This is a genomic window from Streptomyces flavotricini, assembly GCF_020639365.1.
Taxonomy (GTDB): domain Bacteria; phylum Actinomycetota; class Actinomycetes; order Streptomycetales; family Streptomycetaceae; genus Streptomyces; species Streptomyces flavotricini.
Genome location: NZ_JAINUL010000001.1, coordinates 284,890 through 297,879, shown reverse-complemented (window position 1 = coordinate 297,879; position 12,990 = coordinate 284,890). Strand labels below are relative to the sequence as shown.

Sequence of the window (12,990 nt, the reverse complement as noted above, 5' to 3'; positions counted from 1 at the left end):
TTGGACTATGGGACCATCGCCGCCACCGCGCAATCGAGCCGAGCGGGCGTCCGGCACGGCGCCGCGGCGCCGATCCCCACCCCCCGTTTCCGCCTCCCGGACGGCTGGAATTCCGAGCCGAATTTGTACCGGGGCGGCCGCGGTGCATGATCGGGGGATGTCAGATCGCATCATTGCCGCCTGCGACGGCGCGGCGAAGGGGAATCCCGGACCGGCAGCCTGGGCGTGGGTCATCGCCGACCCGCAGGGCCGCCCCGAGCGCTGGGAAGCCGGGCCCCTGGGCCGGGCCACCAACAACGTGGGCGAGCTCACCGCCCTCCAGCGGCTCCTGGAGTCCCTGGATCCCGGAACGGCCGTCGAGGTCCGGATGGACTCCCAGTACGCGATGAAGGCGGTGACCCAGTGGCTTCCGGCCTGGAAGCGCAACGGGTGGAAGACCGCGGCCGGCAAACCCGTCGCCAACCGGGACCTCGTCGAGCGGATCGACGCGCTGCTGGCCGAGCGCGACGTCGAATTCCGCTACGTTCCGGCCCACCGCGAGGACGGCGACCTGTTGAACGCCATCGCCGACCAGGCCGCCAGTGACGCCGCCGTCAGCCAGGAGGCGGCCGGCACGGCCCTCGGCAGCGCGTCGCTCCCCGTCCCCGCTCCCGCCCGTGCCTCCGCGCCCCGTACCAAGCCCGGAGCCGCAGCCGGGGCCGGAGCCGGAGCCAAGAAGCCCGTGCGCGGCCGGGGCGGCTCGATCAAGGCGAAGTTCCCCGGCAGCTGCCCCTGCGGCAGGTCGTACGCGGCCGGGGACCAGATCACCAAGCTCGGCACCCGCTGGGGCCACCCCGGCTGCGCCGCCCCCGTACCGAGCGACGCCCCGGCGTAGCCGGGAGCCCGTCAGGGGGTCGGGTCGGCCCCCGCGAGGTCGCGTACGGTCGCCATGTCGCTGAACGGGAGGAGTTCCTCGCCCACGATCTGGTGCGGTTCGCTGCCCTTTCCGGCGATCAGGACGATGTCCTCCGGCCGCGCGGCGGCGAGCGCGAACCCGATGGCCCTGCGCCGGTCGGCGGAGCGCTCGTAGGGGGTGCCGGTGGCCGCGATCCCGGGGGCGATCTGGTCCAGGATCGCCTCGGGGTCCTCGGTACGGGGGTTGTCCGAGGTCAGGACGCACAGGTCGGAATGGGTCCCGGCGATCCGGCCCATCTCCGCCCGCTTGGTGGTGTCGCGGTCGCCTCCGCAGCCGAAGACCGTGATGACCCGGCCGCGGGCGAAGCCCCGGATGGCCGTGAGGACTTTGTCGAGGGAGTCGGGCGAGTGCGCGTAGTCCACGATCACCGACGTGCCGGCGGGGGTCACGAAGCGCTCGAACCGGCCCGGTACGGGGGGCATCTGCGCGAGCGCGGCGACCAGTCCGTCCAGGTCGTGCCCCAGGACCCGGCAGGCCGCCAGGGCAGCCAGCGCGTTGGACACGGAGAACCGGCCCGGGACCGGGATGGCCGCGGGGTACGTCCGGCCCGCGTGGTGCAAGGTGAACCGTGTGCCGGAGGCGTCCGCGACCAGGTCCGCGGCGTGGAAGTCGGCCTCCGCGTCGAGTCCGTACGTCGTCACCGCGCCCGGCATCATGGCCCGGATCCCGGCTCCCACGGCGTCGTCCACGTTGACCACGGCGTGTCGGCAGAGCCCCTGGAACAGCCGCAGTTTGGCGTTCGTGTAGCGGTCCATCGTGCCGTGGTCGTCCAAGTGGTCCTGGGTCAGGTTGGTGAAGACGCCGACGTCGACGAACGTACGGTCCATCCGGTAGGTCTGCAGCGCCATCGAGGTGGCTTCCAGCACCACGCTGCTCGTGGCCCGGTCGCGCATACGGCCCAGGAGGTACTGCAGGTCTGGCGATTCCGGAGTGGTCAGCACCGAGGGCGGCATCGGGATGACCTCGTCGCCGATCCTGCTTCCCGCCGTTCCGATGACGCCCACCGAGGCTCCTTCGGAGATCCTCAGCAGCGATTCGACCATGTACGAGATGGAGGTCTTCCCGTTGGTCCCGGTGACCGCCACCACGTCCATGTGCCGCCCCGGCTCGCCGAAGTAGCGGGAGGAGGCGACGGCGGCGGCCTTGCGGGTGTCGGCCACCCGTACGACGCACACCGCGGGCGGCAGGTCCCGTTGCGGGGGCACGGTGGCGGCTCCCGCCGCGTCGACGAGCACGGCCACCGCCCCGCGCGCGAGCGCCGCACCGATGGCGGCCGGGCCACCTCCGCGGTGACCGGGTACGGCGATGAAGAGCGAGCCCGGCACGACCCGGTCGACGTCGAAAGTGGTGCCCGCGGTGATCCGCGTCGATGCGGAGTCCCCCTGGATGACGTGGTGCTCGTGGCCGGTCAGCAACCCGCTCAACTTCACGGTGGTCCCTTCGGGAACGGCGGCAGCGCCGACGGATCGCCGGAACTGCGGTGATGGGGTGAGGGGCGCGGGGACGCCCCTGGCGACGGGACCGGGAGAGGTCGGGGCGCGGTGGTCCGGCAGGGATGCAGGAGGCGGGGCCGTCCCGGGAAGGGGTACGGGAGGGACCCGGATGGGGTGGGACGGCGGGGGAGCGCGGCGGGAGGCGCTAGCCGTGGCCGTGCGGGGCGCAGCGGCCGACCGCGGGGGCCTGGCCGTCGAAGGCGGCTCGCGAGGCGGCGCCCGTCCCGTCCGCACGGGCCGCACGCGCGGCGGGAGCGGCCTGCGGCAGGCACTCCTCCGTGACGCGTGTGCGGTTCATGGGCCGAGTGTACGGGCGCCCGCACGCCCCGGACGCCACGCAGGGTGGGCCGGTCCTCGTTCCCGGCCGAACGGCGCCCGTACGTCAACCGGCCTCGGTGCATCGGCGTGCCGACGCACCGGGGCGCATCACGAGGGCTTCGTCGCCGAATAGGCCGTGACCGTGGCCTTGTTGTCGCACAGTGCGAGGACTCCGTCGTCGAGGGCGGTCTGGTGCGCACCCGCGCCCGGCACCCCGACGACGAGCGTCGGGAACGAGGCGGGCGTCGCGCCGGACTCGCAGTACCCGTCGGCCTCGCCCTGCACGTTGACGAACGTGAGCTTGGTCCAGGCGCGGGCAGCCGGCGCCAGGGACACCGTCGCCGCCGAGCCGCTGTGGGTGGTGGCGAGCGGTACGTTCTTGCCGGGTGATCCGTTGCCCGCTCCCGCGACGGTGGGGAATCCCTGCAGCGTGCAGGCGCTCTTCGAGACGTTGGTGACGGCGACGATCGCGGCGCCGGTGCCCGTGCCCGGCGGCCGCACGGCGGCCTGGCGGGCCTCCGTGACCTTCACGTCGTCGATCGTGCAGGGCTTGGCCTTGCCGCCGGACGCGGCGGGGGAGACCGGGGTGGAGGGCTTCGCCTGCCCCGTGCCGCCGGAGCCGCTGCCGCCCGCGGCGGTCCCGGGGGTCGGCGACTGCACGGACTGCGAAGGCTCGCCGGCCGCGCCGGCCTCGCCGGACGGCGTGCAGCCCGTCATCAGGGCGGCAGCCGTGGCCACGACCACCAGTGCGGACGCGGTCCGTCGGACACTTGCTGTGTACTGCATGGGGAACCTCCCGAGGATTGCGACCGGTGCTCCGCCGGCCCGCACGCCGACAGGCACGGCGAACCGGCCCGCCCGAGTTCCCGCGGGTACAGCGCTGTGCCGCTCCGGTGACGCAACCATGACGTACCGGCCCCGCCGCCGCCCGGTGCCGCGCCCTTCCTCGTAACGCGGAGTCAGCCGCCACCCCTGTGGAGGAAGAGGAGGAGGTCGTTCGCTTGGGCGGGGGTCAGTTCAACCGGAACGCTGTGGGGAGCCGGTCTCCCCTCGGCGATGGCGAGGAGACAGCCCTCGGCCTGCTCGGGTGGGACGCTGTCGAGGATTTCGTTGATCACTTTCATCATCTCTTCGTCAGAGAGCGCTTCCGGATCAACCGGGCCGTTCGGCTTCTGGTCCATTTCCGTCCTTGCCGCGTGGTGATGTGCTCGAGTCCCTGTGCCGTGCCTCAGTCGAAGTAGGCGTACGGGAGCGCATTCGTGAGCTCGCCGCAGGGGGTGGCCGCGTAGACGGAGACCGTTGCCGCCGTGGGCCATTCGGGGGCGATGGCGACGAGGCTGGTTTCGCTCAGTACCACCACGCTCGCGGCTTCCAGGCCGGTGAAACAGCCGTCGGGCCCGAGGGCACCGAAGAGCACCCGGGTGTAGGGGGTGAGGCCGGTGCCGGACAGCGTGATCCGGGTGCCGCCGCTGCGGGGCCCGGCGTCGGGCTGGAGAGCTACGAGCCGGCCCTGCGGGGCCCCGTCCGGCAGGCCGGGGTGGACGGGGAGCGCCCCGGGGGCGCAGTGCGCGGGCCCGGCGGCCTCGGCGCGCGGGGCGGAGTGGACCAGCGGCAGGGTGCACAGGGACAGCGCGGCCAGCAGGAGCGCGGTTCGGCGGCGGGTACGCGCCATGGGCGGAGCCTTCCGGTGGAGGGAGCGGGACCGGGTTGGTCCCGGCCCGCCCCATCATGAGGAAGTCGTACCGTGCGAAGCCAGAACAAAATGCTCATGTCGCCCACGACCCTGCGGAGGCGTCGGTGCTCCGCTGTGGATCCGGAGGCTCTTCCGCGCGCTCCGTAGGGGGGCGGGGCGGGTCGGCTCTCGACCGGGGCCTTTCATTGCCGGGCGGTCCCCCTTCAGCGCGGAGAGGTGGATGCGCGCGCGGCCAGACGGCGCACGGCGAGCGTGCCACCGATGCCGGGGATCGCGGCGAGCGGCGTGATGGTGCGGTCCGGGCCGGCCTCGCGCGCGGCCGAGATGACGGCGATCAGGTAGGCGCAGCCGTGCAGGGGGCCGATCGCCGAGGCGACCGTCTGCTGGTGCAGTACCGCGACGTTCGCCAGCAGCGCGAACAGGGAAAGGAGTTCGACGGGGGCGCTCAGGCGCAGGAGCAGGCTGGGTGGCTGCATGGTCAGGCTCCCGTGGTGGATCCGGGGCGGATGATCATCAGAACGGTCACCGTGGCCCAGAGCAGGTTGAACACCCCTGTGAAGATCGCGAGTTGTCCGGCGGCACGTTGGACGGCCGTGGGTTCCAGCAGCTCGGCGGGGCCGTCGAGGGAGGTCAGGGCGGAGCCCTGTCGCGGAAGGATGCGGGCACCGAGGACGGCGGCGGCCAGGACGGTGAGGGCGATCGAGGTGATGAGCCAGGCGCTGCCCAGGACGTGGAGGCTGTTGGCGGTCGCGAGGCCGAACACCGGTACGGCGACCGCGACCACGGCGTAGACCCGGCAGATCCGGTGCAGCGTGCGGACGGTGGCGAGGTGGCTGGGCTCGCCGGGTGCGGCCAGGGCGCGGCGGACGGCGGCCGGGAACATGCCGGCGGCCACGGTGACCGGGCCGATGGTGATGACGGCCGCCAGGACGTGGACGGCGAGGAGGAGTTTCGTCACGGGAGGGCGTTTCCGGGGTGCTCGGGAGGCGGTGGACGATGCGGCGCGGCGGTCGGCCGTCGGGAGGTGGCGGGGACGGGGCCGGCGGCGCGCCAGGCGGTGCCCCGGCGCTCGTGGGCGAACAGCTGCTCCACGGCGTGCGCGATGCGCGGGCCGCTGACACGGCATCGGCAGGGGTCCTCTCCAAAGGGGCGGGACACCCCGAAGCGGGGTGCCGGAGCCGACGGTAGCCATCGTCAACGATGATCAATAGTGGCTGCATTGCCGACTTCCACCGGATTCCGGCCAGACGGGAAGGAGGCCGTACAACAGGACTTCGAGGCAGGCAGACGTGGGGGCAGGCCCCCTGGTGGGCTTGGCCGGAATGCGGGGGAGCCCTAGGGTTGGGCCATGCATACCGTGGCCGTCCTCGCGCTGGACGGAGTTATCGCCTTCGACCTGTCCACCCCCATCGAGGTCTTCGGACGCACCCGGCTGCCCGACGGCCGCCCCGCCTACCGCGTCCGGGTATGCGCGGTCGCGGGCGAAGTGGACGCCGGCGCGTTCACCCTCAGGGCGCCCTGGCCGCTGCAGGCCCTCGCGGAGGCGGACACCATCGTGCTGCCCGGCGTGGCCGACCCCGACGTACCCGTCCCGCCCGAGGTCCTCGACGCGCTGCGCGATGCCGCCGGGCGCGGCACCCGGATCGCGTCGATCTGCACGGGCGCCTTCGTGCTCGCCGCCACGGGCCTGCTGGACGGGCTGCGCGCCACCACCCACTGGGTGGCCGCCCCGCCACTCGCCGCCCGGTACCCCGCGATCGAGGTGGACCCCGACGTCCTCTACGTGGACAACGGGCAGTTCCTGACCTCGGCCGGAGCCGCCGCGGGGCTCGACCTGTGCCTGCACCTGATCCGGCGTGACCACGGCTCGGCCGTGGCCGCGGACACCGCCCGGCTGTCCGTCATGCCGTTGGAACGCGACGGCGGGCAGGCGCAGTTCATCGTCCACGAGCACCCGCCCGCCCCGCGCGGATCGGCGCTGGAGCCGCTGCTGCGCTGGATGGAGGACAACGCCCGCCGCGAGCTCACCCTCGACGAGGTCGCCGCGCAGGCCGGCATGAGCGTGCGCACGCTGAACAGGCGCTTCCGCGAGCAGACCGGCACCTCGCCCCTGCAGTGGCTGCACCGTGCCCGGATCCGCCAGGCCCAGTACCTGCTGGAGACCACCGGCCACCCGGTCGAGCGGATCGCCTCCCAGGTCGGCTTCGGCTCGCCGACGGCCTTCCGGGACCGCTTCCGGCGCATCACCGGCACGAGCCCGAACGCCTACCGCCGCGCCTTCCAGGGCCAGTCCGCGCAGTGATCCCGGCCCGTGGGCGCCAGCGGCCCGCGCGTGTTCCTCCCGGCGCCGTGTTCGCCCGTACCGGCTTCCCGTGCCCCGGCGCGGCGATACCGTGGAAGCACCACGCCAGATGACAGTCCAGGAGCCCCGGATGAGCCAGCAGCCGGCCACCGCGCCCGTGCCCGACCGCCAACCCCTCGACGAGTACGCCGCCGCGTCCGTCCTCGCCTACGCGGCCGACCAGCGTGCGAAAGTCGACATCCTCGCCTCCGTGCTCGAGGACATCGCCACGAACGGCTACCCGTCCCCGGAGACCGGTGTGCTCTGGGAGACCGCTCGCGACGCCCACCTCGACCGTCTCGCGGACGGTCGGCCCCGTGTCGCCTGACCGCGCCGCGCGCCGCTCGCGCGTCGTCATGGTGGAACCCGCGCTCACCCAGCTCGCCAAGCTCACCGCGAACGAGACGCACCGCTTGGACCGCGCGATCGTCGCCATCAGCGTCAACCCCGAGCTCGGCACCGAGGTGCCCGGTACCCTGCTGCGCGACTACGCGGACGAGATCGACGGGGTACGCGTCATCTACTACGTAACCGCCCTGCGGACCATCACGATCGTGGCCTACGTCGAAGCCTGAGCCCACACCGGCCGGGTGCGTGGTCGCTGTGGTCCGCAGTTCCCAGCAGCGCGAAGATCTGGTCGGAGACCCCCTTCGCCGCCGCGATGCCGTCCCTGACGTGTGGGGAGAGGTCGTACGTGGCGACGGGGCGCGGCAGGCCCAGCGCGTCGCGGCTACGGGGATCGAGGGTGAGGCGGTTGGCCGGATCCGCGCCCTGCTCCATCTCGAACTGCAGGGCGCACTGCCTGCCCACCCGTTCCCTTGCGGATGCCCGCAGCGCGGCGCCACGGAGGCCGGGCCCCCGTCGCCCGGCGGGCCCCAGAAGCGCGGCGAGGTCCGCGTCCGGGCCTCCCGTGGCCCAGACCCAGCGACGACGTCCGCGGTGAGGTGGTGGGTGGTGACCCCGCCCCCGTCCCGGTACGAGAGGTACTCGACCCCCGTGGCGCGGCCGGTGCCGTCCACGAGCACCCGGCTCACGACCGCCCGGTCGACCAGCGTCACCGTGGGACTCCAGCGCGCCTGGGTCTTCAGCGGTGTGTACGTGGCCTGAGAGGGGCAGAACGGAATGCAACTGGCATGACCGACAAGGCGGTTGTGCGGATCGGACCGTCCCTCGGCGCCCACGGGGACGTACCCGGCGCCGCCGTCGCAGGAAGGGTTCGGAACCCCGTTGCGGGCGTGCGGGGTTCCTACGACCCGCAGCGCCACCGGGTCGCCGGTGCCCGGGTCCTTCACGCACCGGCCGTCCAGGCGTCCGGCCATCAGGCGGCCCAAGTGGCTGGGCGGCAGCGCGCGCATGGGGAAGACGCAGCCGTGCGGCAGGGGGAGCCCGACGTCGGCGCGCGGCTCGTCGGCATCGGCCGCGACACCGATCTCCCGTTCGGCGGCCCGGTGGTACGGCTCCAGATCGGCGTATCCGATCGGCCAGGCGCGGCCGTAGCCGAAGAGGTCGGTGCGGAAGTCCTCCGGGTGCATCCGCGGAGTGAGCCCGGTCCACGTTGCCGGTCCCACCGTCGGCGCGCACGTACCCGCTGGCCCAGGGGAGTTCACCCCGCCGGATCAGATAGCCGTCGGATCGGTACCCCCCGCCGGCCGTGCCGGTCAGGTCGGTGACCTCGGGCCGGGGCACGGCCGGATGCGAGGGGTAGGCGGAACCCGGGACCTTGGCCGAGGCGGTGAGGTAGGTGTCCACCGCGCGCCGATGGCCCTTCGCGGCGTTGACCGCCCGTACCCCACGCCTCCAGCACCAGTACGCGCCGACCGCGCTCGCCGAGCCGGTGCGCCATCAGCGTCCCCGCGAAGCCGCCGCCGACGACGATCACGTCGTACTCCCGCCCCCGCGGGCTACCGCTACCCGGACCCACTGCGCGACTCCTGCCCCTGCGGGACGACATCGGGAGCCTCGGCCCAGCTGCCGAAGCCGCTCGGCCCCGCGCCCGGCGGCTCCCCGCCGAAGGCACGCCAGACGCGCCAGACGAGCCCCGCCGCGTAGGCGCGGGCGGAGCAGTTCAGGACCCAAGCACACGGCGCGGCGGACGCCGGCACGGTGGCCGGAGGCCTATCGTGGGCACGGCGCTGACCGTCCGGCTGTGGGGAAGATCGTTCGGCTGAAACCCCGCAGTGCCCACCGCCGTGAGGCGACCACCTTCCCGGCACCCCACCCCTGATCGCCCTGGCCGGCCATCCCCCCCGGCCCGCTGGGGCCGCCCCGACCTGTCCCCACCCCCCCCGGGCCAGGTCGGGGCCCTTTCGTACGGGCCGCACGCCCCGTGTGCGCCGGGGCGAAAGTGCACGGGCCGGTAAACGTCGTGGGGACTTCACCCTTCGCGGCCGTCTGCCCCGAAGGGCGCGGCGGCTGCCCGATCGCGCGGTCGGGCGAAGCGGGTACGTGCGGGGCTGCTGCCGTCGGGTCCGTTGCCCGGGGACGGCGGTACGAGCGCCGTCGTCGGGGGTTCACCGGGCGGTCTCGGGTTCCCGGCGGGGAGGGGCCGGGAACCCGGGGCGTCCGGGTTCCGTACGGATCCGGGCGGCAGCCCATCGTGCGGGCGGACCTGCCGCATGACGCCGGGGGGGAGTGGCGCCATGCGGCGGGGCCCGCTCCGGAAGGGCCCCATCCGCGGGGACAACTTCCGGTATCCACGCGTCTAACCGGGGCGCCGCCTCTCAAACGCCCTTCCCTCCGGGAATTCTGAGGAGACGTCAAGGGGCGGCAGGGGACACCCGGGTCTCGCGATACGCGACCGGCGCCACCCCGTCGCTGTTCGGTGCGGCGGGGGAGCCCCCGGATGCCGTACCGTCCGGCCCGCCGCACTCTGGTTGCATGACGGACCAGACGGAGATCGTTATCCACCCCGTGTCGCCGCAAGGGGGTCGCAAGGTGACCGTGCATGCGCTCGGCGTGGACGCCGACCTTGGCCGGGCCTTCACTCCCGAAGACGTGTCGGAGTTCCTGCGCCGGGCAGGTCTGGAGGATGTGGACCTCTCCGAGGACGGGCCGATCCGGTGGGAGGGGGGCGGCCCCGAGGTGTGGGGAGAACGCCACACGGCCTGACCCGTGACCTGTGAAGCGCAGATCGGGTCACGGTCACGCCGGACCCACCAGCTCGCAGGGCTGCCCGCGTCTCCAGGGCGCACGGACCCGCCCACGAGGCGCTGAGGGCCGAAGAGCGCCGGACCGGGAGACAGGATCTGGGCGGGCAGGGGGCCCAAGACGGCCGACTCGCACAGCAGCATCGCGACGTCCGCGACGCAGCCACCACCGAGCGCGACCGTCTCTTGTTCCTGATCTCCTGCCCCGCGTCATGGGGTCGGAGCGGGGGTGCGGCCTCCGTCGCAGCCCTGATGGCCAAGGCCGCACCCCTGGCCACTGTCTACCCCCATGGCGCAGCCCCATGTGTGTTCCGCGTGCGTTTCAGCACGTCAGCCCCTTGCGAACGCCCCGGAGCGGCTGAGCCGCCCTCGCGCGGCAGCAGCCACCCGAGGCTTGCATTCGTACGTATGCCCTGATTTTCGTGTATTTCTTGATGTGTATCGGATGGACGTTGATGATGCTGGTGGAAAGTAGTGGCTGCCCCGGAACGTGTGGGGAGGCAGTGATGCCTCCTGACCGTCCGCCTCGCGGCCCTGCGAGCCGGGCGAGGCCTGCACGTCACCGCAGCCAGCCGTCCCGTCGAGCGTCTGCTCCGCCTCACCGTCACGCGCTCCCTGTTCACCTGACCGCAACCGCCGGAGGTGGTGAAGATGACCGGCAAGAGCGAGGACCCGCGCCCGAAGCTGCTCCTTGATCAGGGCGCTGAAGTGGACGAACACGGCCGCCGGCCAGGGGTCCCGTCCCGGACCGGAACGGGCGGTGGCCCGCCCGCCGACCCGGACCGCGTCGATCGCGCCCGTAGGGAGGGCAAGGAGCGGAAGACGGGTACGGGGCCAGCCGCATGAGGCGGCACCGGGTGGGGAGGCGCAGGACGCGCCGAGCAGTACGAGCAGCGCATCCGCAGCCGTACGACGGGGCGAAGCGGAGGGCCTCAGCGGTCGTGCGAAAGACGCGCAGGGCTGAGCCGTGGCACGCTCTCGGGCACTGCACCGGCAGGGCGCTCACGAGGAAAGGGGTCGGCTGTGACCGAATTCGACATCTGGGCACACCGCCCGGGCTCGGGCCATCAGTCCGGCACTGACATCGTCGGCTACAAGGTCGAGGCCACGGACGGCGGCATCGGCAAGATCAGCAAGCACTCGGAGGAGGTCGGGGCCTCCCACGTCGTCGTGGACACCGGGGTGTGGATCTTCGGTAAGCACGTGCTGCTGCCCGCCGGGACGATCAAGATGATCGACACGGTGGAGGAGAAGGTCTACGTCGACCGGACCAAGGACCAGATCAAGGACGCCCCCGAATTCGACGAGGCCAAGTACGCCGGCGAGCCGTCCTACCTGGAACAGTTCGGCAGCTACTACGGCCAGTCCCACATGTAGGCGGCCGGTGCAGGAGGCCGTGGCCGACCTGCGCACGCACGCACCGGGCCGTTACCCGTGCGGTGCGCCTTCGGCTAGAAGACGCCCCCGGGCTCTCCTGCCCTGCGGCCGCGCTCGTCGGGGCGCACCGCGAGGGCGTCTCCGTAGGCGTATGCGGTGCGGATGTGCCCGTCGCGAGCGTGCACCATGATCTGCGCGGGCATGTGCTCCTTGGCGTGGCGGCGCGCGGAGTCGATCGCCTCCTGCTGCGTACGGTGCGGCTCGTGGAGCAGCCGACGTCCTTCCCTGCCCTCGACCTGCCACTTCACTCCCGCGGCCGCCGCCCGCTCGCCGGAGGGTGAGACGTGGTAGACGGTCCGTTTCGCTGTCATGATCCTTCTCCTCGCCTGCCGGGCGGACTTCCGCCGGGCCCTCCCAGAAGGGCACGGCAGCGCGGCGTCCGTGGCGTCCGCCTGTGGGGCTTCTGCCCGTACCAGCGGCCCCAAACCCGCCCCGTCCGGCAGTGTCCGCCGTGGGCAGGTCAGCTCCGGCCGCGGTGCGGGTCGGGCCCGAGTGGCGTGTACGGGGAGGCGGACTCCTCCGCTCCTCCCGGGTGCCGTGGGGCCGTCCTCCGAGCGGCCGGCGCTACTTTGCGGACACCCCCTAGCAGTTCTCGCTGATCACGTCCTCCAGCTCCGACAGCGACGCGCGCTCCTCCTCGACCTTCTTCCTGAGCACTTCCAGCGTCTGCTTCAAGGCGCTGATCTGGCTCTGGTCCGGATTCGCCTGCGCTTCCAGCTCAGTGATCCTGCTCGCGACCTCGGCCGCGTGCTCCTGGGTCTTGGCGATGCTGACCTTGAGCTCCTTCGCGAGGCGCTTCATCAGCTGGCAGCCACTCTCCCCGGCCGTCGGTGCGTTCACGTCGCCACTCCTTCGTTGCCGCGCCCCGCCGCCGGGGCGTCCAGGCGGCCAGTATCGAAGCCCCTGTCCGCCCGCGCCCGGCGGAGTAGCCCGTCCGGACGCCGGACGACCCGTGGACGGGGTTCCGGTAGCGTGCGTTCCATGATCGCCGTTGATGCCCTCGTCCGCCTCTGTCCGCCGCCCGCCGATCCGCCGCCCGCGGTGGACTGGGCGCAGACCGAGCGTGTGCTGGGTACGGCTCTCCCCGCCGACTACAAGCTGCTCGTCGAGACGTACGGCGACGGTGTCTACGACGAAACGGTCTGGCTGCTCGTCCCCGACTCCGCCTACGGTGACTGCGACCTGCACGCGCAGACCGCCGAGCGGGACGAGATCCTGGCCGACCTGTGGGAGTTCGAGACGAAGCCCGCCGCCCTGCTGGAGGCCGGGGCGCGGGTCCTGCCGTGGGCCTTCGAGGAGGGCACCGGGGCGTTCCTGTACTGGCTGGTACGGCCCGGGCAGCACCCCGACGAGTGGACCGTGCTCTACAACGAGGGACGCGGCCCGCTCTGGGAGCACCACGGCACGGGATGCTCCGCGTTCCTGCTGGCAGTACTCACGGGAACGGCGGAAACGGAGTACTTCGGCCACCTCTACGAGGTGCTGAAGCCGACGGAGCACCGCTTCGAGACGGCCGGCCAGACCCTCGGAGCGTCTCGGCGCTGACGTCGTCCGGCCGCTTTCGCCGACGTTCGGTCGGGTTCGCCGTCGATCGCCTCACGGGCAGC

At 72.8% G+C, this 12,990-nt stretch carries 19 protein-coding genes and 1 pseudogene; 8 read left to right on the top strand and 12 right to left on the bottom strand.

What is annotated here, in order from left to right; genetic code table 11:
* Positions 1–157: 157 nt before the first annotated feature.
* Positions 158–874 carry a ribonuclease H family protein gene (locus K7B10_RS01540; RefSeq protein WP_229334142.1) on the top strand — a complete coding sequence of 239 codons (717 nt, stop codon included), beginning with the start codon at positions 158–160 and terminating at the stop codon, positions 872–874.
* 11 nt (positions 875–885) lie between these two features.
* Here K7B10_RS01540 and K7B10_RS01535 read toward each other — a convergent pair whose 3' ends face one another.
* The 8 genes and pseudogenes from K7B10_RS01535 to K7B10_RS01500 form a co-directional block, all read right to left on the bottom strand.
* Positions 886–2,385 (bottom strand): UDP-N-acetylmuramoyl-L-alanyl-D-glutamate--2,6-diaminopimelate ligase, encoded by a 1,500-nt coding sequence (locus tag K7B10_RS01535; protein WP_229334141.1) that lies wholly within the window; start codon positions 2,383–2,385, stop codon positions 886–888.
* A gap of 208 nt (positions 2,386–2,593) precedes the next feature.
* Positions 2,594–2,746 carry a hypothetical protein gene (locus tag K7B10_RS01530; protein ID WP_229334140.1) on the bottom strand — a complete coding sequence of 51 codons (153 nt, stop codon included), beginning with the start codon at positions 2,744–2,746 and terminating at the stop codon, positions 2,594–2,596.
* A 128-nt stretch (positions 2,747–2,874) separates the two neighbouring features.
* Positions 2,875–3,552 (bottom strand): DUF4232 domain-containing protein, encoded by a 678-nt coding sequence (locus K7B10_RS01525; RefSeq protein WP_229334139.1) that lies wholly within the window; start codon positions 3,550–3,552, stop codon positions 2,875–2,877.
* 173 nt (positions 3,553–3,725) lie between these two features.
* A complete protein-coding gene (locus K7B10_RS01520) occupies positions 3,726–3,947 on the bottom strand; it encodes a hypothetical protein (protein WP_229334138.1) in 222 nt (73 codons plus the stop codon).
* A gap of 47 nt (positions 3,948–3,994) precedes the next feature.
* Positions 3,995–4,438, bottom strand: a complete 444-nt coding sequence (locus K7B10_RS01515) for an IPT/TIG domain-containing protein (protein ID WP_229334137.1) — start codon at positions 4,436–4,438, stop codon at positions 3,995–3,997.
* A 224-nt stretch (positions 4,439–4,662) separates the two neighbouring features.
* Complete coding sequence (locus K7B10_RS01510) at positions 4,663–4,935, bottom strand: DUF3817 domain-containing protein (RefSeq protein ID WP_229334136.1); 273 nt, start codon at positions 4,933–4,935, stop codon at positions 4,663–4,665.
* 2 nt (positions 4,936–4,937) lie between these two features.
* The gene (locus tag K7B10_RS01505; RefSeq protein ID WP_229334135.1) at positions 4,938–5,417 is read right to left on the bottom strand and encodes a hypothetical protein; all 480 of its coding nucleotides are present in this window, start codon (positions 5,415–5,417) and stop codon (positions 4,938–4,940) included.
* Positions 5,418–5,485: 68 nt separating this feature from the next.
* Positions 5,486–5,581, bottom strand: a pseudogene (locus K7B10_RS01500) (DJ-1/PfpI family protein); the annotation flags it as partial.
* Between the two features lie 226 nt (positions 5,582–5,807).
* On the opposite strand from K7B10_RS01500, the gene K7B10_RS01495 reads away from it, so the two are divergent.
* The 3 genes from K7B10_RS01495 (at position 5,808) to K7B10_RS01485 (ending at position 7,375) form a co-directional block, all read left to right on the top strand.
* Positions 5,808–6,761, top strand: a complete 954-nt coding sequence (locus K7B10_RS01495; protein ID WP_229334134.1) for a GlxA family transcriptional regulator — start codon at positions 5,808–5,810, stop codon at positions 6,759–6,761.
* 130 nt (positions 6,762–6,891) lie between these two features.
* Entirely contained in the window at positions 6,892–7,128 is a 237-nt protein-coding gene (locus K7B10_RS01490) for a hypothetical protein (protein ID WP_229334133.1), read from the top strand.
* Positions 7,118–7,375: a hypothetical protein gene (locus K7B10_RS01485; RefSeq protein WP_229334132.1), complete on the top strand. Its 258-nt coding sequence runs from the start codon at positions 7,118–7,120 to the stop codon at positions 7,373–7,375. Before K7B10_RS01490 ends, K7B10_RS01485 begins: the two co-directional genes overlap by 11 nt.
* Here K7B10_RS01485 and K7B10_RS01480 read toward each other — a convergent pair.
* Positions 7,347–7,610, bottom strand: a complete 264-nt coding sequence (locus K7B10_RS01480; protein WP_229334131.1) for a hypothetical protein — start codon at positions 7,608–7,610, stop codon at positions 7,347–7,349. The two genes, K7B10_RS01485 and K7B10_RS01480, sit on opposite strands and share 29 nt — an antisense overlap.
* A gap of 144 nt (positions 7,611–7,754) precedes the next feature.
* Here K7B10_RS01480 and K7B10_RS01475 point away from each other — a divergent pair, with 144 nt between their 5' ends.
* Positions 7,755–7,907, top strand: a complete 153-nt coding sequence (locus K7B10_RS01475) for a hypothetical protein (protein WP_229334130.1) — start codon at positions 7,755–7,757, stop codon at positions 7,905–7,907.
* A 496-nt stretch (positions 7,908–8,403) separates the two neighbouring features.
* On the opposite strand, the gene K7B10_RS01470 is transcribed toward K7B10_RS01475, so the two are convergent.
* A complete protein-coding gene (locus K7B10_RS01470) occupies positions 8,404–8,643 on the bottom strand; it encodes a hypothetical protein (protein ID WP_229344685.1) in 240 nt (79 codons plus the stop codon).
* A gap of 1,034 nt (positions 8,644–9,677) precedes the next feature.
* On the opposite strand from K7B10_RS01470, the gene K7B10_RS01465 reads away from it, so the two are divergent.
* Both K7B10_RS01465 and K7B10_RS01460 read left to right on the top strand, forming a co-directional pair.
* Complete coding sequence (locus K7B10_RS01465; RefSeq protein ID WP_229334129.1) at positions 9,678–9,908, top strand: hypothetical protein; 231 nt, start codon at positions 9,678–9,680, stop codon at positions 9,906–9,908.
* 1,061 nt (positions 9,909–10,969) lie between these two features.
* Positions 10,970–11,323 (top strand): PRC-barrel domain containing protein, encoded by a 354-nt coding sequence (locus K7B10_RS01460; protein ID WP_229334128.1) that lies wholly within the window; start codon positions 10,970–10,972, stop codon positions 11,321–11,323.
* Between the two features lie 74 nt (positions 11,324–11,397).
* On the opposite strand, the gene K7B10_RS01455 is transcribed toward K7B10_RS01460, so the two are convergent.
* Both K7B10_RS01455 and K7B10_RS01450 read right to left on the bottom strand, forming a co-directional pair.
* Complete coding sequence (locus tag K7B10_RS01455; RefSeq protein WP_229334127.1) at positions 11,398–11,694, bottom strand: DUF2188 domain-containing protein; 297 nt, start codon at positions 11,692–11,694, stop codon at positions 11,398–11,400.
* 271 nt (positions 11,695–11,965) lie between these two features.
* Positions 11,966–12,223 carry a ferritin-like domain-containing protein gene (locus K7B10_RS01450; protein ID WP_229334126.1) on the bottom strand — a complete coding sequence of 86 codons (258 nt, stop codon included), beginning with the start codon at positions 12,221–12,223 and terminating at the stop codon, positions 11,966–11,968.
* 141 nt (positions 12,224–12,364) lie between these two features.
* Between K7B10_RS01450 and K7B10_RS01445 the strand changes: the two genes are divergently transcribed.
* Entirely contained in the window at positions 12,365–12,928 is a 564-nt protein-coding gene (locus K7B10_RS01445; RefSeq protein WP_229334125.1) for an SMI1/KNR4 family protein, read from the top strand.
* Positions 12,929–12,990: the final 62 nt, after the last annotated feature.